The following is a 17,045-nucleotide window of genomic DNA, read 5'->3' as shown; positions in this document are numbered from 1 at the left end:
CATCGCTCGGAGGGGCCGTACGGCTTCTGGAACCTTCGGAAGGAACGCACGCCATGGCCATGGACGCCATCTCCGTCATCCGCACCAAGCGGGACCGCGCCGAACTCAGCGACGAGCAGATCGACTGGGTCATCGACGCGTACACCCGCGGGGAGGTCGCCGACGAGCAGATGTCCGCGCTCGCGATGGCCATCCTGCTCAACGGCATGAACCGCCGCGAGATCGCCCGCTGGACGGCCGCGATGATCGCCTCCGGCGAGCGCATGGACTTCTCCTCGCTGTCCCGCCCGACGGCCGACAAGCACTCGACGGGCGGCGTCGGCGACAAGATCACGCTGCCGCTCGCACCCCTCGTGGCGGCCTGCGGCGCGGCGGTCCCGCAGCTGTCGGGCCGCGGCCTCGGCCACACCGGCGGCACCCTCGACAAGCTGGAGTCGATCCCCGGCTGGCGCGCCCTGCTCTCCAACGAGGAGATGCTGTCCGTGCTGGACGGCACGGGCGCGGTGATCTGCGCGGCGGGCGACGGACTCGCGCCCGCCGACAAGAAGCTCTACGCGCTCCGGGACGTCACCGGCACGGTCGAGGCGATCCCGCTGATCGCCTCCTCGATCATGTCGAAGAAGATCGCGGAGGGCACGGGCTCCCTGGTCCTGGACGTGAAGGTCGGCACCGGCGCCTTCATGAAGACCATCGAGGACGCACGGGAGCTGGCCTCCACGATGGTGGGCCTGGGCACCGACCACGGCGTGAAGACGGTGGCCCTCCTGACGGACATGGCGACCCCGCTGGGCCTGACGGCGGGCAACGCCCTCGAAGTCCGCGAGTCCGTCGAGGTTCTGGCGGGCGGCGGCCCCGAGGACGTCGTGGAACTGACCCTCGCCCTGGCCAGGGAGATGCTGGACGCGGCGGGCATCAAGGACGCCGACCCGGCGAAGGCCCTCGCCGACGGCTCCGCGATGGACGTCTGGCGCCGCATGATCGCCGCGCAGGGCGGCGACCCGGACGCGCCGCTGCCCACGTCGAAGGAGCAGCACGTGATCAAGGCCCCGTCCTCCGGCGTCCTCACCCGCCTCGACGCCTACGACATCGGCGTCGCCGCCTGGCGCCTCGGCGCGGGCCGCGCCCGCAAGGAGGACCCGGTGCAGGCGGCCGCGGGCATCGAACTGCACGCCAAGCCCGGCGACACGGTCACCGAGGGCCAGCCCCTGCTGACCCTCCACACCGACACCCCCGAACGCTTCGACTACGCGCTCCAGTCGGTGCAGAACTCCTACGACATCGCAGCCCCGAACACGCCGTTCACGGCGACTCCGGTGGTGCGGGAACGCATCGCCTGAGCTGGGGTTTCCTCGTCCGGGTGAACGGGATCGGTGGACCCCCACCGGTCCCGTTCGGCATGCTGGGATCGGTGACGAAACCGAAGGAGACCGCCATGAGCGCACTCACCGTGGGCCACGACCCCGAGCAGGGCTGGGACGACCTCGTCCGGTTCTGGGAGGAGATGGACTGGCCCGAGGGCAGCAAGGTGGAGATCATCGAGGGGATCGTCACCGTGTCACCTGCTCCCGCACCTCGTCACAACGTGATCGCGGCCCGTATTCAGCGACGCCTTTACTCCGTCATTCCTGATGACTGGGAGATCTTCCAGACGCAGGCCATCGCCGTCCCGTCGCGGCTGGGCATGTTCATCCCGGACATTTTGGTGGCGCCGGTTCAGGAGTGCACCGAGGCGGACACGTATCTGCCCGGTGCCGTGGCCGAGCTCGTCGTGGAGGTCACCTCCAGGAAGAACGCCCGCCATGACCGGGTGAGCAAGCCCGCCGCCTACGCGTCCGCGGGCATTCCGTTCTACCTCCTGGTCAACCGCTGGGCGCCCGAAGGCCCCACCGCCACGCTCTATGGCGAACCGCGCGCGGACGTCTACCGTAGGCTCGCCGTCGCCAAGTTCGGTGAACTCCTCACCATTCCCGCGCCCTTCGACCTCGTCATCGACACCGGTGAGTTTGCGGAGATGTGAGTCAGCCGAGCAATGCCGCCACGACCACCAGCACCGGCACCGACAGCACCGTCGACATCAGGATCGAGTCCCGCGCCAACCCCTCCGCCACGCGGTAGCGGCTCGCGAAGGTGTACAGGTTCTGGGCCGCCGGGAGTGCCGACGTGACCACCACGTCGAGGAGTTGGTGGCCGCGCAGGCCGAAGACGCCCGTCGCCAGGGCCCAGGCCACCAGCGGCTGACCCACCGCCTTCAAGGCGACCGAGAGGAACACCGGACCCTTCTCCGCGCCCCGCCCCGGCATCGTGCTGCCGCACAGAGAGATACCGAAGGCCAGCAGGACCGCGGGCACGGACATGTTGGCGATCAGGGTGGCGGGATCCATGATCGGAGCGGGCACCTTCAGGCCGAACCCCGAGACGGCGACGCCCGCCAGTGAGCCGACCGCGATCGGATTGCGCAGCGGCGTGAGCAGCCGCATCCACAGCGGGCCCTTCTCGCCCCTGCCGGACAGGTCGAGGATCGTCAGGGCGACCGGGGTGACCGCGATGATCTGGAACAGCAGCACCGGCGCCACCAGGGACGCGTCCCCGAGCACGTACACGGCGATCGGGATGCCGAGGTTGCCCGAGTTGACGTAGCTGGAGCACAGGGCGCCGATCGTGGTGCGGCCCACGCCCCAGCCCCGTACGGCACCGACCGCGACGAAGACCCCCGCCGCCGCGGCCGTGCTCATCGCCGTCACCAGCAGCCGGCTGGAGAAGATCACCGACAGGTCGGCCCGCGCGAGTGTGGTGAAGAGCAGCGCCGGGGACGCCACATGGAAGGCCAGCTTGGTCAGCACCTCGCGGCCGTGCTCGCCGAGATGACCCCGCCGCCCGATGACGTACCCCACCCCGATGACGACCGCGATGACCGCGAAGCCCGTCAACACACCCTGCACGGCACCTCCTCAGCGGACAGGAGGCCGTCGGGTATCCGGGGCGGTGCTGATCGGTGGGGCATACATCCAACCCTCCGGGGGAGAAGGGTGGCAGGTCAATGTGATCCCGGTGGGCGGACATCCGGTGTCGGAGGGTGCGCCCCGACGAGCTCGCGACGAGGCCCCGATGAATTCCGCCCACTCGCCCGGTCTACAGATCGTGGACGCCATGACACCCGCCGTACTCGTGCTGCCCGGCCCCGTCACCCGTGACGAGGTGGCAGGGCTGTGCGACGACGTCCGAGCACTGCTGGAGTCCACCGGGACGGGCGTCGTCGTGGTGGACGTCGCCGCCATCGGACCCCCGGGGCTCGGTGCCGTGGACCTGCTGGCGCGGCTGCAGCTGGCCGCGCGGCGGGCCCGGGGCCGGATCCGGCTGCGCGACCCCGCCCCCTCCCTACGCGCCCTCCTGGACCTGGTCGGACTCCGCTTCGAGGTGGAGGGGCAGACCGAACAGCGGGAACCACCGCTGGGTGTCGAGGAAGAAGTGGAACCCGGTGAGCCGGCCCTCTGAGATCTCCAGCACCTGCACCGCCCAGGGGGTGTGACCGCCCTTGTCCGGGTCCGGCTTGTACTGGGCGAAGCCCGGCAGGCCGTTGACCTGGACCGGCACCAGGCGTGAGCCCTCGCAGGCCGAGCCCAGCGTCGTCATGAAGCCCGTGATGTCGTCGTGGCCCGTCAGCCACAGGTCGAACGGCGGCATCGTCATGACCGCGTCCTCGTGCAGCAGCGCGGTCAGCGCCGTCATGTCGTACCCCTCGAAGGCCGCCACATAGCGCTCCAGGAGCTTCTGCTGCTCCTCGTCCAGAGGGTCGGAGACGGCCGCGTCCGCCGCCTTGTCGTCCCGCTCGGCGAGCGTCGCACGGGCCCGCTGCAGCGCGCTGTTGACCGACGCGACAGTGGTGTCGAGCAGCTCGGCGACCTCGCTCGCCTTCCAGGCCAGCACCTCGCGCAGGATGAGCACCGCGCGCTGCTTGGCGGGCAGCTGCTGCAGGGCCGCCATGAAGGCGAGCCGCACGGACTCCTTGGCGACGGCGGCCTCGGCGGGGTCCTCGACGGTCGGCAGCACGCGGGCGTCCGGCATCGGCTCCAGCCAGGTGTTGTCGGGGCGGGGGGAGAGGGCGGCCTGGGCGAGGGGCGTCGACTCGCTGAGGTCCATGGGGCGGGCGCGCTTGTTGCCCGCGGTCAGCATGTCCAGGCAGACGTTCGTCGCGATGCGGTACAGCCACGAGCGGAGGCTGGAGCGGCCCTCGAACTTCTCGTAGCTCCGCCAGGCGCGGACCATGGTGTCCTGCACCGCGTCCTCGGCCTCGAAGGAGGAGCCGAGCATGCGGTAGCAGTAGCCGGTCAGCTCGACGCGGTGTTTCTCCAGCCTGACGTCGAGGTCCGCCGTCGTGGTCGCTGTCGTACCGTCACTCATCGTCCACCCACCCCTGTGGCCGTTCTGTGTCGCGCCTTTGCGCCCAGTACCTCGGAAGCTACCGCAGGGCACTGACAATGGCGCCCGGAGTGGGAAAAGGGGCAGGTCAGCAGGGTGCGCCCAGCGAAGTGGGCTCCCGTCGTGCCGCGATCCGCGCCGCCCGCGAGCCGAGCACCGTGATCGTGACGACGCCGAGCACGGCCAGCAGGCCGACCCCGACGGTCCCGGCCCAGCCCGCGGCGTGGAAGGCGACGGCCCCGACCGTGCTGCCCGCGCTGGAGCCGATGTAGTACGAGGACTGGTAGAGGGCCGCGGCCTGCGCGCGCCCGTGGGTCGCCGTCTTGCTGACCGCGGACGAGGCGACCGCGTGCCCCGCGAAGAAGCCGGCGGTGATCAGCACCAGACCCAGCAGGACCGGCACGAGGGAGCCGACGAGGGACAGTGCCAGACCCGCCGCCGTCGTACCGCCCGCCAGGTACAGGGCCCCGCGGCGGCCCAGCCGCGCGACCAGCCGGCCCGCGGTGGAGGCGGAGACCGTGCCGACCAGGTAGACCAGGAAGACCGAGCCGATGATGCCCTGCGGGAGGGAGAACGGCGCCTCGGTCAGGCGGTAGCCGATCACCGTGTAGACGCCGCCGAACACCGTCATGAACAGGGCGCCGATCGCGTACAGGCGGCGCAGCAGCGGGTCGGTGAGGTGGTCGCGCACCGTGCGGGCCAGGACCCGGGGCCGCAGCGAGCCCGCCCGGAAGTGGCGCGGAGCGGGCAGCAGCAGCCGGAAGGCCACCGCGCACGCCACGGCGATCGCCCCGATCACACCGACCGCGACGCGCCAGCCCCACTCCTGCGCGATCCAGCCGGTGATGATCCGGCCGCTCATGCCGCCGACGCTGTTGCCCGCCACGAACAGCCCGATCGCCGTGACCAGGGCCTTCGGTCGGACCTCCTCGGCCAGGTACGCGGTCGCCGACGCGGGCAGCCCGGCCAGCGCCGCCCCCTGCACGGCCCGCAGCGCGACCAGAGCGGTCAGCGAGGGCGCGAAGGGGACGAGCAGCCCCACCGTCACGGCGACCGCCAGCGAGGCGGTCATCACCGTGCGGCGGCCGAACCGCTCCGACAGCGCGCTCATCGGCAGCACGAACACCGCCAGACCGCCGGTCGCCGCCGCCACGGTCCAGCTCGCCGAGCTCGCCGCCACGCCGAACTCGCCCGAGATCAGCGGCAGCAGGGCCTGGGTGGAGTAGAGCAGCGCAAAGGTCGCGACCCCCGCGAGAAAGAGGGCGAGGCTCATCCGGCGGTAGCCGGGACCGCCGGGGGCCATGCGGGTGTCGGCGACGGGGGCGGAGGAGGCGGCGACCACGGTGGTGGACGCCCCGGTATCGGCGGGAGACATGCTTCGAAGCTACGTACGGCCCCGCTCATCCGTCCAATGCACGGAATCGTCATAATCGTTCCCATGGTGCATCAACACAGCTCACAGAGTCGTCTGTCACCGTCCAGTGACACAGAAGACATGGTGATGTTGCTGGCCCCGCGCCTCGCCCACTTCGCCGGGGTCGCGCGCACCGAGCACGTCACCCGGGCCGCGCAGGAACTGCAGGTGCCGCAGTCGACCCTCTCGCGCGCCATGGTCCGGCTGGAACAGGACCTGGGTGTCGACCTGTTCGCCCGCCACGGCCGCACGCTCTCCCTCACCCCGGCCGGCCGCACCTTCCTCGGTTCGGTCGAGCGGGCCCTCGCCGAGATCGGGCGGGCCGCCGAGGAGGTCCGCGCCGACGCCGACCCCGCGACCGGCAAGGTCGCCTTCGGCTTTCTGCACACCATGGGCGCGGAGACGGTCCCCGGGCTGCTGCAGGCCTTCCGCACGGACCATCCGCGCATCCGCTTCAGCCTGGTCCAGAACTACGGCGAGGCGATGCTGGAGAAGCTGCGGGCGGGGGAGCTGGACCTGTGTCTGACCTCGCCGGTCCCCGACGCGCCCGGCCTGGTGGCCCGCCGTCTCGACGAGCAGAAGCTGCGCCTGGTCGTCCCCGCCGACCACCGTCTCGCGGGCCGCCGCCGGATCCGTCTGGCGGAGGCGGCCGAGGAGACCTTCGTGACCCTCGAACCCGGCTACGGCCTGCGCCGCATCACCGACCATCTCTGCGAGGAGGCCGGATTCCGGCCCAGGACCGCCTTCGAGGGGGAGGAGACGGAGACCCTGCGGGGGCTGGTCGCCGCAGGTCTCGGCGTCGCCCTGCTGCCGCCACCGACCGTGCCCCGCCCGGGAGTTGTGGAACTGACGATCACCGGGCAGCGCGCGGTCCGGGAGATCGGGGTGGCCTGGCTGGAGGACCGTCCCGACACCCCTCCGGTGGCCGCCTTCAAGAGGTTCCTGCTGTCCAGGAGGGGGAGCCTGCTGCCGGACTAGCGTGTCCGCCCCCGCGGTTCAGCGGCGCAGTGACCTGCCGAACCCCGCGGCGAGCGGCATCCGCAGCCCCAGCGGGGGCGGTGCCGCGAACGCGTCCTCGACGGACCGCGAGAAGCGCCTGCCGAACAGGCTGCCCATCACGAAGTTCTCGGCCAGCGCGTGCACTTCGCTGCGGTACTGGTGCAACCCGTGTCCGTCGGCGTGGACTTCGAACCGGCACACGTCGCGGTTGGCCTTCTTCGCCCGGGCCGCCAGCCTGAACGACAGTTCGGGGTCGGTGCGTTCGTCCTTCGTCCCGTGCACGATCAGCACCTGACGCCCCACCAGCTGCTTCACCGGTTCGGGCGAGGCGGCCACGTCCTCCTCGGGCAGCCAGGGGGCGATCGCCAGCACGGAGGCGACGGCCTCGTGCCCGCCCGCGCGCAGCGCTGCCCGGCCGCCCATGTCGAGGCCGACGAGGCACACGGGGACGTCCCCGTAGCGCCGTACGACCTCGTCGGCGGCCCAGGTGGCGTCGCGGGCCAGATGGGCCTCGCTGCCGTTCCAGCCGCGCCAGCGGTAGTGGACGACGTGGGTGGCCAGGCCTTCCGCCCGGCCCGCGCGGGCCAGCCGCCGGCCCAGCGCGCGTACGGATGCGGTCGCCAGCACGGGGGACGGTCTGCGCGCCGACTCCTCGGCGCCGCCGGGAAGCAGCAGGACCGCTCCGCTCACCGCCGTGGGCTCCTGACCGAGCGCCCGCCCCAACCGGGCCTGAACCGGCATCGCTTGGTGTGCCATCAGGACCTATCCAGGGGACGTCCCGCTTGAGCGGGGTGGGGAATGGCTTCTCTGAGGTGCTCTGACCTCAACTGGGCCCACGGATCTGCACTGTTCACCTGAGCCTACCTCTCTGTCATGCTAGACGTGTGGCGCGTGTATAGTGATCGTATGACTGTGACCAGGAAGGTTCGCCGATTCTCCGGGGGTGTGTATGACCTCGGGCTCCACGTGGTGTGGTGCCCGAAGTACCGCCGTCCGGTCCTCGGCGGACGGGTCGCGGAGCGGCTGGACGAACTGATCCGGCACAAGGCAGACGAACGCGGGTGGGAGATCATCGCCCTTGAGGTGATGCCCGACCACGTCCACCTCTTCGTCAAGCACGACCCGAAGTCGTCGGCCTCGTACGTGGCGAACCAGTTCAAGGGCTTCACCTCTCGCGTGCTGCGTGAGGAGTTCCCGCATCTGAAGTCGCGGATGCCCACGCTGTGGTCGTCGTCGTACTTCGCGGCATCGGTCGGCGCCGTGTCGGCGGCGACGGTCGAGAAATACATCAACACCCAGTTCGAACGCCCGGGCAAGAGGGGGGACGGCTCGTGATCCGCGCGTACAAGTTCCTTTTGCGTCCCACCGCCCGTCAGGCGGCAGCGCTCGGCGAGATGCTGCGTGATCACTGCTCGCTCTACAACGCAGCGTTGCAGGAACGCCGCGACGCCTACCGGCACGTGTCCAGGACGTCCATCAAGTACGGGCAGCAGTCGGCGCAGCTCAAGGAGATCCGGGCGTTCGACCCGGAGCGTCAGGGCCGCTGGTCGTTCTCCAGCCAGCAGGCAACCCTGCGCCGCCTGGACAAGGCGTTCGCCGCGTTCTTCCGCCGGGTCAAGGACGGTCAAACGCCGGGCTACCCGCGCTTCAAGGGTGTCGGGCACTTCGACACCGTGGTGTTCCCGAAGGACGGCGACGGCTGCCGCTGGGACTCTGTCCCGCACGACCGTCAGACCCGCGTACGCCTCCAGGGCATCGGACACGTCCGCGTGCACCAGCACCGGCCCGTGCGGGGCCGCGTCAAGACCATCAGCGTGAAGCGCGAGGGCAACCGCTGGTACCTCGTTCTCGCCTGCGACAACGTGCCCGCCGAAAAACTCCCGCCCACCGGGGCGATCGTCGGTATCGACATGGGCGTCGCCCACTTCCTGACCACCTCCGGCGGCGAACACGTCGCCAATCCGCGCTTTCTTCAAGCGATGGCCGATCAACTCGCCGAGGCACAGCGGCACCTCGCCACGTTCCCCAAGCGCACCGGGCAGCGCACCAAGGCACACCGGGCCGCCGCCCGGAAGGTCGCCACGCTGTACGGCAAGATCCGCCGCCAGCGCGCCGACTTCCACCACAAGACCGCCCGCGCGCTCAGCACCGGCCACGACGTGATCGCGCACGAGCGGCTCAACACCGCCCAGATGACCAAGAGGACGGCACCCAGGCCCGACCCCGCGGGCGACGGCGCGTTCCTCCCGAACGGCGCTGCCGCGAAGACCGGGCTCAACCGCAGCATCCTCGACGCGGGTTGGGCGCAGTTCCTCAAAATCCTGGCGAACAAGGCTGAGAGTGCCGGTCGCCTCGTGGTTTCGGTGGACGCGCGCAACACCTCCCGCACATGCCCCGAATGCGGGCATGTCACGAAGGAGAACCGCGCCACCCAGGCGAAGTTCCAGTGCGTCAGATGCGGGTTCGCGGCGAACGCGGACCACGTCGGCGCGCTGAACGTCCTCAACGGGGCCGGGCTGGTCCTCTGCGCGGCGGCTTAGCCACCGATGCAGGAAGCCCGCGCGTTTACGCGTGGGTGGAGTCACGACAGAACAGTGTCAGAAGCGTCGGTGTACCTCACCCGTCCTTGCGGTCACCGTTACGTATCGACGCATCTGTACACCGGGCGATCTACGCGCGTAGGAGGTAGAGTGCGGAAATGACGAGCCAGACCATGTCGAACACCCCGACGCCGGACCAGATCCGCCGGGCGCCGAAGGTTCTGCTGCACGACCACCTCGACGGCGGTCTCCGCCCCGGGACGATCGTCGAACTCGCCCGTGAACAGGGCTACTCACGCCTGCCGGAGACCGGCCCCGACAAGCTCGGGATCTGGTTCCGCGAGGCCGCCGACTCCGGTTCGCTGGAGCGGTATCTGGAGACCTTCTCGCACACCGTCGGCGTCATGCAGACCCGCGACGCGCTCGTCAGGGTCGCCCGCGAGTGCGCCGAGGACCTCGCCGAGGACGGTGTGGTCTACGCCGAGGTGCGCTACGCCCCCGAGCAGCATCTGGAGGGCGGGCTCACCCTGGAGGAGGTCGTCGAGGCGGTCAACGAGGGCTTCCGGGAAGGGGAGCGGCTCGCCCGGGCGAACGGCCACCGCATCCGCGTCGGCGCCCTGCTGACCGCGATGCGGCACGCGGCCCGCGCCCTGGAGATCGCCGAACTCGCCAACCGCTACCGGGACTTGGGCGTCGTGGGCTTCGACATCGCTGGCGCGGAGGCCGGTTACCCGCCCACCCGGCACCTCGACGCCTTCGAGTACTTGAAGCGCGAGAACAACCACTTCACCATCCACGCCGGTGAGGCCTTCGGGCTGCCGTCCATCTGGCAGGCCCTGCAGTGGTGCGGCGCCGACCGGCTCGGGCACGGGGTGCGCATCATCGACGACATCCAGGTGCGCGCCGACGGCTCGGTGAAGCTCGGGCGCCTCGCCTCCTACGTACGGGACAAGCGCATCCCGCTCGAACTGTGCCCCAGCTCCAACCTCCAGACCGGAGCGGCGTCGTCGTATTCCGAGCATCCGATCGGGCTGCTGCGCAGGCTGCACTTCCGTGCGACCGTGAACACGGACAATCGACTTATGTCGGGCACGAGTATGAGCCGGGAATTCGAGCACCTTGTCGAGGCGTTCGGTTATTCGCTCGACGACATGCAGTGGTTCTCCGTCAATGCGATGAAATCAGCGTTCATTCCTTTCGATGAACGACTGGCGATGATCAATGACGTGATCAAGCCCGGATATGCCGAGTTGAAGTCCGAATGGCTGTTCCAGCAGACCGCTTCGACCAGCGATTCTCCCGCTCGGGAGGGCTGATCCCGGATTTCGGGGTGTGGGGCATGCGGACGGGTATTCACAACCCGTCCGCATTTTGATGTTTGCGGCGGGCGGCTGTGCGTGTTTACGGTCGTGGACACCGCTCACATCCCCATAACCCCATTTCGAGGACGCATTTTCATGAAGCAGTCTGCTGCCAAGACCCTCGGTGTCGCCGCTCTCGGTGCCGCCTTCGCCGCCACGGGCGCGGGCGCCGCGAATGCGGCCCCGGCGCTGCCGGACGCAGGCGGGACGCTGGACAGCGTCACCAGCCAGCTCCCGGCGCAGAACGTCTCCCAGGCGCTGCCGGGTGCCCAGGCGGCCGTGGCCCAGGGCAAGCCCACCATCGAGCGCGGTCTCGCATCCGTGCAGCCGGCCGCCCAGCGGGCCATCGCCGACGGCCCGTCCACCCCGGTCGCCGGCCTGCTCGGCGGCCTGCCCGTGCAGGGCGGCGTGCCGGTGAACGGCCTGCCGCTCGGCGGCTGATCCCTGCGCCCAACGCGCCGACGGGGCGCACCCCTTGGACCGGGGTGCGCCCCATCGGCGTTCGTGAGGAGGCGATCACCAGGCGGTGCGGGCCGCGGCCTTCTCCTCGGAGGGCAGCAGGATCCACAGCGCTATGTAGAGCAGGAACTGCGGGCCCGGCAGCAGGCACGAGATCAGGAAGATCACACGCATCGTGGTCGCAGAGGTGCCGAAGCGCCGCGCCAGACCGGCGCACACGCCGCCGATCATGCGGCCGTGGGTGGGGCGGACTAGGGCGGACATGTGCGGCTCCTTCGTGAGCGTCGGTTGCGAGGCGGCCCGTACGGCTTCCTCATCTGCCGTCAACGCTACGAAAGACGAAGGGGGCAAAGCGTCGCTCTACGGTGCGATACCGACCCTGGGAAACGTCGGGGTTCGACCCTGAGCCGCTTCCTCCTGGCGGACGGCCGCCCGCTCCTGCCGCTCGGACCTGCGGCGGAGCCAGGACCGGGACGCGGGGACGACAGCGAGATGCGCGAGGGCCACACCGACGGTGTTCAGCAGCAGCGAGTCCACATCGGGGACCCGGCCCGGCACCCCGGTCTGCAGCAGCAGAATGCCCAGCGAGACCAGGAAGCCCGCGGCAACCGTCCGCACGAGGCTGGCGAACGGGAACGCCCAGAGCCTGCCGTGCGCCATCGGCAGCAGCACGCCGAGCGGCGCGAGAAGGGCGAGGCCCTCGGCGATACGCCGGGCCGCGACCGGCCCGCCCAGGGCGAGATCGGCCCGTACGCCCGCGAACGGGCGCAGATTGGGAGGCGTCACCCAGGGCACATCCAGCGGACGCAGCGTGAGCCAGGCGACGAACGCCAGGTGTGCGACAAGGAGGACACCTCCTGTCACACGGATGCGGATCGCGGCGCTGCCGCCGATGGAGCCTTGACGCTGCACGACCCCCTAGACGCGGCCTCCGGCAGGATCGGTTCCGCGTTGCGTCCAAGTACCTGTGTGAGGCCTGCGCCACACGCCCCCGTGGCGGCCGGGTCAGCCGTCGGTGACCTGGGTCGACGGCGGCTGCGCGGTGCCCGGGCGGGAGCGGACCTCGTCCGTGCACTCGTAGCGGCGCAGCGGCTCGCGGCCGGGGCCGCCGAGCACGACCGAGCCGTCGCCCTCGGCCGCGGCCGAGTCGGAGAACGTGCAGACGACCTGGGCGAGGGCGAAGGACGTGAGGTCGGCGGGCGGGGTGCTCAGCCGGAGCGCGTCCTCGGGGTCCCCGGGGTGCGGGCCGCCGACGTTCATGCCGCCGCGCACGTCCGTGGTGTACCCGGCCTCCTTCTCGGCGGCCGAGGGTGTCGCCGCGAGCTGGTCGAGCAGCCCCTGCGCCACGAGCACCCGCCGCTGGGAGTCCGCGGTGCCGTTGGGCACCCGTACCGTCCGGTCCACGGCGACCAGCGACGCCCCGCACAGCAGGAACACCTGCACCGGCAGCCCGCGCGAGGCCTGTGTCGAGACGTCCGGTTCGGCGAGCGAGCACTGCACCTTCGAGGGCGCCGCCCCGAAGTCGGTCGGCACCTCGGTGGAGCGGATGCCGCAGCCGGCGAGCAGCGCGGCCAGCACGGGGAGGGCCAGCAGACGTCGTACGGTCATCAGGCGTCCCCGTTCTTCGCGGTGTCCTTCTCGGACTCCTCCGCGAGCGCCGACGCGTCCCGGGGCAGCCGCAGCGTGAACACCGCACCGCCCTCGGGGGAGTTCGCGGCGGTGATCTCACCGCCGTGGATGTGGGCGTTCTCCATCGCGATGGACAGGCCGAGGCCGCTGCCGTCGGAGCGCGGCCGGGAGGCGCTCGCCTTGTAGAAGCGGTCGAAGACGTGCGGCAGCACGTCCTCGGGGATGCCGGGCCCGTGGTCCTGGACCGCGATGACGACCTCGTCGTCCGTCGCGCGCACCGCGACCCGCACCGGAGAGCCGCCGTGCTTGAGCGCGTTGCCGATGAGGTTCGCCAGGATCACGTCGAGGCGGCGCGGGTCGAGCCGGGCGTGGATGCCGCGCTCGGCGTCCAGGTCCACCGCGTCCAGCCAGGCCCTTGCGTCGATACAGGCGGTGATCTGGTCGGCGATGTCGACGTCGTCCAGGACGAGCCGGGCGGTGCCCGCGTCGAAGCGGGTGACCTCCATCAGGTTCTCGACGAGGTCGTTGAGCCGCCGGGTCTCGCTGACGACGAGCCGTACGGCGGGTTCGATCATCGGGTCCATGGACCCGGTCTCCGCCTCCAGCTCCTCCTCCAGGATCTCGGTCACGGCCGTGATCGCGGTGAGCGGCGTCCGCAGTTCATGGCTCATGTCCGCGACGAAGCGCCGGGACGCCTCGTCGCGTGCGGCCATGTCGTCGACGCGTTTCTCCAGCGCCTCGGCCGCGTGATTGAACGTCCGTGACAGATCGGCGAGTTCGTCGGTGCCGGACACCCTGAGCCGGGTGTCCAGCTTGCCCTCGCCGAGCCGCCGGGCCGCGACGCCGAGCCGCTGCACGGGCTTGAGCACGGTCGAGGCGGCGGCCTGCGCGAGCAGTGCCGAGCCGATCAGTGCGAGCCCGGTGGCGATCCCCAGCGACCAGGCGAGGGAGTTGAGGTCCTTGGCCTCCGGCTCCAGCGACTTGAGCATGTAGCCGGTCGCACCGCCGTCGATCACCCGGGTGCCGGCCACCAGATACGGCGTGCCGTGGTCGACGACGCGCTGCCAGTACAGGTGGTAGGCGTACTTGTTCCCGGAGTCGGCGCCGACGGACTGCTTCTTGTTCACCGCCGCCCGCAGCGAAGCGGGCACGTCCTGCAGCGAGAAGCCGTCGAGGCCGCCCGAACTCGCGTACACCGTCCGGCCGTTGTCGTCCTCGGCGACGAGCAGCACGCCGAAGCGCTGGCTGGAGTTGGCCATCTGGCCCGCGGTGCGCTGCAGTTCGTCCTGCGTGGGATGGGAGGGCAGGGTGCCCGCGCGGTTCTGCATGGCCTGCTTGAAGTCGCCGAGCACGGCGTCCTGGGTGCGGGTGAGCACGGCCTCGCGGTTGAGCCAGTACGCGATCCCGGACGCGGACACCGCCGCGGTCAGCGCCACCAGCCCGAACACCACGACCAGGCGCAGCCGCAGACTGGTGAACCGCAGTCGTGACAGATGCCCCTTGCGGGTCGCGGCCCAGCCGCGAACGCCCCCTTGCACTGGTGTCACTGAGGGGTGTCCAGCCGGTAGCCCACGCCACGCACGGTACGGATCAGCGTCGGGGACGACGGGACGTCCTCGACCTTGGCGCGCAGCCGCTGGACGCACGCGTCCACCAGCCGGGAGTCGCCGAGATAGTCGTGCTCCCACACCAGCCGCAGCAACTGCTGCCGGGACAGGGCCTGTCCGGGCCGGCGGCTCAGTTCGAGCAGCAGCCTCAGCTCGGTCGGGGTGAGCTGCAGGTCCTCGCCGTTCTTGGTCACGGTCATGGCGGCGCGGTCGATCACCAGGCTGCCGAAGCTCGCCGAGTCGTTCGACTCCCGCTCCCCGCGCCGCAGTACGGCCCGGATCCGGGCGTCGAGCACCCGGCCCTGGACCGGCTTGACGACATAGTCGTCGGCACCGGACTCCAGGCCCACCACCACGTCGATGTCGTCGCTTCGCGCGGTGAGCAGGATGATCGGCAGCTGGTCGGTGCGCCGGATGCGCCGGCACACCTCGAACCCGTCGATGCCGGGCAGCATCACGTCCAGCACGATCAGGTCCGGTCGTTGCTCGCGCAGCAGCTTCAGACCGTCCTCACCGGTGGCAGCGGTGGCAACCCGGTGTCCCTGGCGCGTAAGGGACAGCTCCAGGGCCGTACGGATGGCGTCGTCGTCCTCGATCAGCAACAGGGAAGGCACGGGGCTCATTCTGGCCCATGGCGGGGTGGGGTTTCGACTCCTGCTACGGACCAGTACGTCTGCGTACACGTACCGCTCTTCTCTGTGACCGTGCTGTGGCCCGCATACGAGGGACCCCTGTGACAGGTCTGTGACAGTCGGCGGACACGGCGATGAAGGTGCCGGGGCAAGCTTTTCGGCACAGGCAGTCAAGCACCGCCTGAGAAGACCGAACACCGGAAGTCCACGACGGGGGGCGCGAGATGAGCACGCTGCACGGCACCAGCATCAGCGCAGTGATCACGCGTCTGCACGACGTGAACGGGGGCCGGGGTTCAGAGAAGTCCGGTGCCGTGAGCGGGCGGGGGTGCGCTCGCGGCACCGGGCGTCAGCACACCGGCTACATGTCGGTGGTTGACACCACGGGGGAAACACACGGGGGAAGCGCGTACAGGGAGGACACGGGGGAACGTCGTTCGCTGTCGGAGGCGGAGTTCACCGCCTACGTCCAGGAGCGCCGCGCCTCCCTGTACGCAACCGCCTACCACCTGACCGGTGACCGCTTCGAGGCCGAGGACCTGCTGCAGAGCGCGCTGTTCTCGACGTACCGGGCCTGGGACCGGATCAGCGACAAGGCGGCGGTCGGCGGATATCTGCGCCGCACCATGACCAATCTGCACATCAGCGCGTGGCGCCGCCGCAAGCTGAACGAGTACCCGACCGAGGAGCTGCCGGAGACGCCCGGCGACACGGACGCGATGCGCGGCACCGAACTGCGCGCGGTCCTGTGGCAGGCGCTCGCCCGGCTGCCCGAACTCCAGCGCACCATGCTGGTCCTGCGCTACTACGAGGGCCGCACGGACCCGGAGATCGCGGAGATCCTCGACATCAGTGTCGGCACGGTGAAGTCCAGCATCTGGCGGTCGCTCCGCCGGCTGCGCGAGGACGAGGTCCTCAGCTTCGGCCGTGACGAGGAGGACGCCTTCGGGGAGCTCGTCGCCTGAGGGTCGGGGGAACACGGGGGAAGTACGGGGGACGTAGGGGGGACCTACGGGGGAGCAGGTAACGGGGGAAAGCACCGGGGGAACGGTCGCCGGGGGGCCCACGGGGGAAACGGGGGTCACGGGGACCGGAGAGGGTGGTCCGGGGGGAGCACCAAGGGGGGAACGGGGGAGAGCGGGACTGGAGGGCCGGGGGGTCCGTCCAGTCCCGCTTTTCGTGTGCGCCCGCGTTTTCGTGTGCGCCCGCGTCCGGTCGGCGCCGGGCGGCGCCGGCTCAGGTCGTGCGTGCCGCGGCCGGACGCCGGCCCACAGCGGCGGCGGCCATTCGGCTCAGGGCCTCGTCGCGGTCGCAGGCGTGGGCGCCGAGCGCCGTCTGCCGGGCGATGATCGAACGTTCCTGCCGCATCAGCCGCCAGCCGCGGCGGAGCAGGAACGGCACCGACTTGCGGCCCTCCCTGAGGTCGCGCAGGAAGCGGCGGCGGAAGGTGCGGACCGGACCGCGGTTCAGGCAGAGCGCGTCCGCCAGCAGCCCCAACCGGCGGCAGTGCTCGACGATCTCGGCCGCGAAGATGCCTTCCGCGATGAACAGCGGGGTCCGCCCGATGTCCACGGTCTCCTCGCCGGTGCGGGCGCTGAGCGAGAGGTCGTACACGGGGACGTTCGTACGGCCCGTGCGGCACAGCTCCGCGATCGCCGCGACGGCCATGTCCGTGTCCCAGGAGCCGGGATGGTCCCAGTCGATGTCGCGGCTGCCCGCGACCAGGGGCAGCGTCGGGTCCTCGCCCTCCTTGTAGAAGTCGTCGAGGCGCAGCACGGGGAGCCCGGAGCGGGCGGCGACCAGGGACTTGCCCGAGCCCGAGGGGCCGCAGAGCAGCACGACACGGGCGGGCGAGGAGGGAAGGTTGCTCACGGGACACCAGTTTGACGCATTCCGTACGCCCTGCCGACCCCGCGGGTCGGCTTTTGAGCGTGCGTCACACCTCAACTACCCTTCGTGTCGTTCTGATTACTCTGTGAATCCGAAGG

General features: G+C 70.6%; 19 protein-coding genes. 9 read left to right on the top strand and 10 right to left on the bottom strand.

The features are described from left to right. Positions 1-59 precede the first annotated feature (59 nt). Together MQN93_RS07375 and MQN93_RS07370 are read left to right on the top strand one after the other, a co-directional pair. The gene (locus MQN93_RS07375; protein WP_242708937.1) at positions 60-1,337 is read left to right on the top strand and encodes a thymidine phosphorylase; all 1,278 of its coding nucleotides are present in this window, start codon (positions 60-62) and stop codon (positions 1,335-1,337) included. A gap of 95 nt (positions 1,338-1,432) precedes the next feature. Further along, positions 1,433-2,017, top strand: coding sequence for a Uma2 family endonuclease (locus tag MQN93_RS07370; protein WP_242708815.1), 585 nt, complete (start codon positions 1,433-1,435; stop codon positions 2,015-2,017). Between the two features lies 1 nt (position 2,018). Here the strand turns inward: MQN93_RS07370 and MQN93_RS07365 are convergent, their stop codons facing one another. Continuing rightward, a complete protein-coding gene (locus MQN93_RS07365; RefSeq protein ID WP_242708814.1) occupies positions 2,019-2,939 on the bottom strand; it encodes an AEC family transporter in 921 nt (306 codons plus the stop codon). Between the two features lie 166 nt (positions 2,940-3,105). On the opposite strand from MQN93_RS07365, the gene MQN93_RS07360 reads away from it, so the two are divergent. Then, positions 3,106-3,492: an STAS domain-containing protein gene (locus MQN93_RS07360; RefSeq protein ID WP_242708813.1), complete on the top strand. Its 387-nt coding sequence runs from the start codon at positions 3,106-3,108 to the stop codon at positions 3,490-3,492. Here the strand turns inward: MQN93_RS07360 and MQN93_RS07355 are convergent. Next, positions 3,376-4,398, bottom strand: coding sequence for a sigma-70 family RNA polymerase sigma factor (locus MQN93_RS07355; protein WP_242708812.1), 1,023 nt, complete (start codon positions 4,396-4,398; stop codon positions 3,376-3,378). The genes MQN93_RS07360 and MQN93_RS07355 overlap by 117 nt on opposite strands. Positions 4,399-4,504: 106 nt before the next feature. Next, positions 4,505-5,791 (bottom strand): MFS transporter, encoded by a 1,287-nt coding sequence (locus MQN93_RS07350; RefSeq protein WP_242708811.1) that lies wholly within the window; start codon positions 5,789-5,791, stop codon positions 4,505-4,507. A 63-nt stretch (positions 5,792-5,854) separates the two neighbouring features. On the opposite strand from MQN93_RS07350, the gene MQN93_RS07345 reads away from it, so the two are divergent. Further along, complete coding sequence (locus tag MQN93_RS07345; protein ID WP_242708810.1) at positions 5,855-6,808, top strand: LysR family transcriptional regulator; 954 nt, start codon at positions 5,855-5,857, stop codon at positions 6,806-6,808. 18 nt (positions 6,809-6,826) lie between these two features. On the opposite strand, the gene MQN93_RS07340 is transcribed toward MQN93_RS07345, so the two are convergent. After that, positions 6,827-7,585 (bottom strand): dienelactone hydrolase family protein, encoded by a 759-nt coding sequence (locus MQN93_RS07340; RefSeq protein ID WP_016434829.1) that lies wholly within the window; start codon positions 7,583-7,585, stop codon positions 6,827-6,829. A 150-nt stretch (positions 7,586-7,735) separates the two neighbouring features. Between MQN93_RS07340 and tnpA the strand changes: the two genes are divergently transcribed. From tnpA to MQN93_RS07320, 4 genes are all read left to right on the top strand, one after another. After that, complete coding sequence (gene tnpA / locus MQN93_RS07335; protein WP_242708809.1) at positions 7,736-8,164, top strand: IS200/IS605 family transposase; 429 nt, start codon at positions 7,736-7,738, stop codon at positions 8,162-8,164. Next, positions 8,161-9,369, top strand: coding sequence for an RNA-guided endonuclease InsQ/TnpB family protein (locus MQN93_RS07330; protein WP_016434831.1), 1,209 nt, complete (start codon positions 8,161-8,163; stop codon positions 9,367-9,369). Before tnpA ends, MQN93_RS07330 begins: the two co-directional genes overlap by 4 nt. Positions 9,370-9,527: 158 nt before the next feature. Further along, on the top strand, positions 9,528-10,685 hold the full coding sequence (locus MQN93_RS07325) for an adenosine deaminase (protein ID WP_242708808.1): 1,158 nt from the start codon (positions 9,528-9,530) through the stop codon (positions 10,683-10,685). A 141-nt stretch (positions 10,686-10,826) separates the two neighbouring features. Beyond that, a complete protein-coding gene (locus MQN93_RS07320) occupies positions 10,827-11,171 on the top strand; it encodes a hypothetical protein (RefSeq protein ID WP_016434833.1) in 345 nt (114 codons plus the stop codon). Between the two features lie 75 nt (positions 11,172-11,246). Here MQN93_RS07320 and MQN93_RS07315 read toward each other — a convergent pair whose 3' ends face one another. The 5 genes from MQN93_RS07315 to afsQ1 all read right to left on the bottom strand — a co-directional run bounded on the left by MQN93_RS07315 (position 11,247) and on the right by afsQ1 (position 15,039). Next, a complete protein-coding gene (locus MQN93_RS07315; protein ID WP_016434834.1) occupies positions 11,247-11,453 on the bottom strand; it encodes a PspC domain-containing protein in 207 nt (68 codons plus the stop codon). A gap of 96 nt (positions 11,454-11,549) precedes the next feature. Beyond that, the gene (locus MQN93_RS07310) at positions 11,550-12,101 is read right to left on the bottom strand and encodes a VanZ family protein (protein ID WP_016434835.1); all 552 of its coding nucleotides are present in this window, start codon (positions 12,099-12,101) and stop codon (positions 11,550-11,552) included. A 93-nt stretch (positions 12,102-12,194) separates the two neighbouring features. Continuing rightward, positions 12,195-12,797 carry a hypothetical protein gene (locus tag MQN93_RS07305; RefSeq protein WP_242708807.1) on the bottom strand — a complete coding sequence of 201 codons (603 nt, stop codon included), beginning with the start codon at positions 12,795-12,797 and terminating at the stop codon, positions 12,195-12,197. Continuing rightward, positions 12,797-14,365, bottom strand: a complete 1,569-nt coding sequence (locus MQN93_RS07300) for an ATP-binding protein (RefSeq protein WP_242708806.1) — start codon at positions 14,363-14,365, stop codon at positions 12,797-12,799. Before MQN93_RS07300 ends, MQN93_RS07305 begins: the two co-directional genes overlap by 1 nt. Next, positions 14,362-15,039: a two-component system response regulator AfsQ1 gene (gene afsQ1, locus MQN93_RS07295; protein ID WP_037782740.1), complete on the bottom strand. Its 678-nt coding sequence runs from the start codon at positions 15,037-15,039 to the stop codon at positions 14,362-14,364. The genes MQN93_RS07300 and afsQ1 overlap by 4 nt, the downstream gene beginning before the upstream one ends. A gap of 242 nt (positions 15,040-15,281) precedes the next feature. Here afsQ1 and MQN93_RS07290 point away from each other — a divergent pair, with 242 nt between their 5' ends. Then, positions 15,282-16,022, top strand: coding sequence for a SigE family RNA polymerase sigma factor (locus MQN93_RS07290; protein ID WP_016434839.1), 741 nt, complete (start codon positions 15,282-15,284; stop codon positions 16,020-16,022). A gap of 271 nt (positions 16,023-16,293) precedes the next feature. Here the strand turns inward: MQN93_RS07290 and MQN93_RS07285 are convergent, their stop codons facing one another. After that, positions 16,294-16,929 (bottom strand): uridine kinase family protein, encoded by a 636-nt coding sequence (locus MQN93_RS07285; protein ID WP_242708805.1) that lies wholly within the window; start codon positions 16,927-16,929, stop codon positions 16,294-16,296. Positions 16,930-17,045 lie beyond the last annotated feature (116 nt).

The sequence above is a fragment of the Streptomyces spinosisporus genome (genome assembly GCF_022698145.1).
Taxonomy (GTDB): Bacteria; Actinomycetota; Actinomycetes; order Streptomycetales; family Streptomycetaceae; genus Streptomyces; species Streptomyces spinosisporus.
Note: the sequence above shows the minus strand (reverse complement) of the source record. Positions and strands in the feature narration are given on the sequence as shown.

Coding starts and splice junctions, on each gene's coding strand:
- MQN93_RS07375 (WP_242708937.1), top strand. CDS start 60: ATGGACGCCATCTCCGTCATCCGCACCAAGCGGGACCGCGCCGAACTC.
- MQN93_RS07370 (WP_242708815.1), top strand. CDS start 1,433: ATGAGCGCACTCACCGTGGGCCACGACCCCGAGCAGGGCTGGGACGAC.
- MQN93_RS07360 (WP_242708813.1), top strand. CDS start 3,106: ATGAATTCCGCCCACTCGCCCGGTCTACAGATCGTGGACGCCATGACA.
- MQN93_RS07355 (WP_242708812.1), bottom strand. CDS start 4,398: ATGAGTGACGGTACGACAGCGACCACGACGGCGGACCTCGACGTCAGG.
- MQN93_RS07350 (WP_242708811.1), bottom strand. CDS start 5,791: ATGTCTCCCGCCGATACCGGGGCGTCCACCACCGTGGTCGCCGCCTCC.
- MQN93_RS07345 (WP_242708810.1), top strand. CDS start 5,855: ATGGTGCATCAACACAGCTCACAGAGTCGTCTGTCACCGTCCAGTGAC.
- MQN93_RS07340 (WP_016434829.1), bottom strand. CDS start 7,585: ATGGCACACCAAGCGATGCCGGTTCAGGCCCGGTTGGGGCGGGCGCTC.
- tnpA (WP_242708809.1), top strand. CDS start 7,736: ATGACTGTGACCAGGAAGGTTCGCCGATTCTCCGGGGGTGTGTATGAC.
- MQN93_RS07325 (WP_242708808.1), top strand. CDS start 9,528: ATGACGAGCCAGACCATGTCGAACACCCCGACGCCGGACCAGATCCGC.
- MQN93_RS07320 (WP_016434833.1), top strand. CDS start 10,827: ATGAAGCAGTCTGCTGCCAAGACCCTCGGTGTCGCCGCTCTCGGTGCC.
- MQN93_RS07315 (WP_016434834.1), bottom strand. CDS start 11,453: ATGTCCGCCCTAGTCCGCCCCACCCACGGCCGCATGATCGGCGGCGTG.
- MQN93_RS07305 (WP_242708807.1), bottom strand. CDS start 12,797: ATGACCGTACGACGTCTGCTGGCCCTCCCCGTGCTGGCCGCGCTGCTC.
- MQN93_RS07290 (WP_016434839.1), top strand. CDS start 15,282: ATGAGCACGCTGCACGGCACCAGCATCAGCGCAGTGATCACGCGTCTG.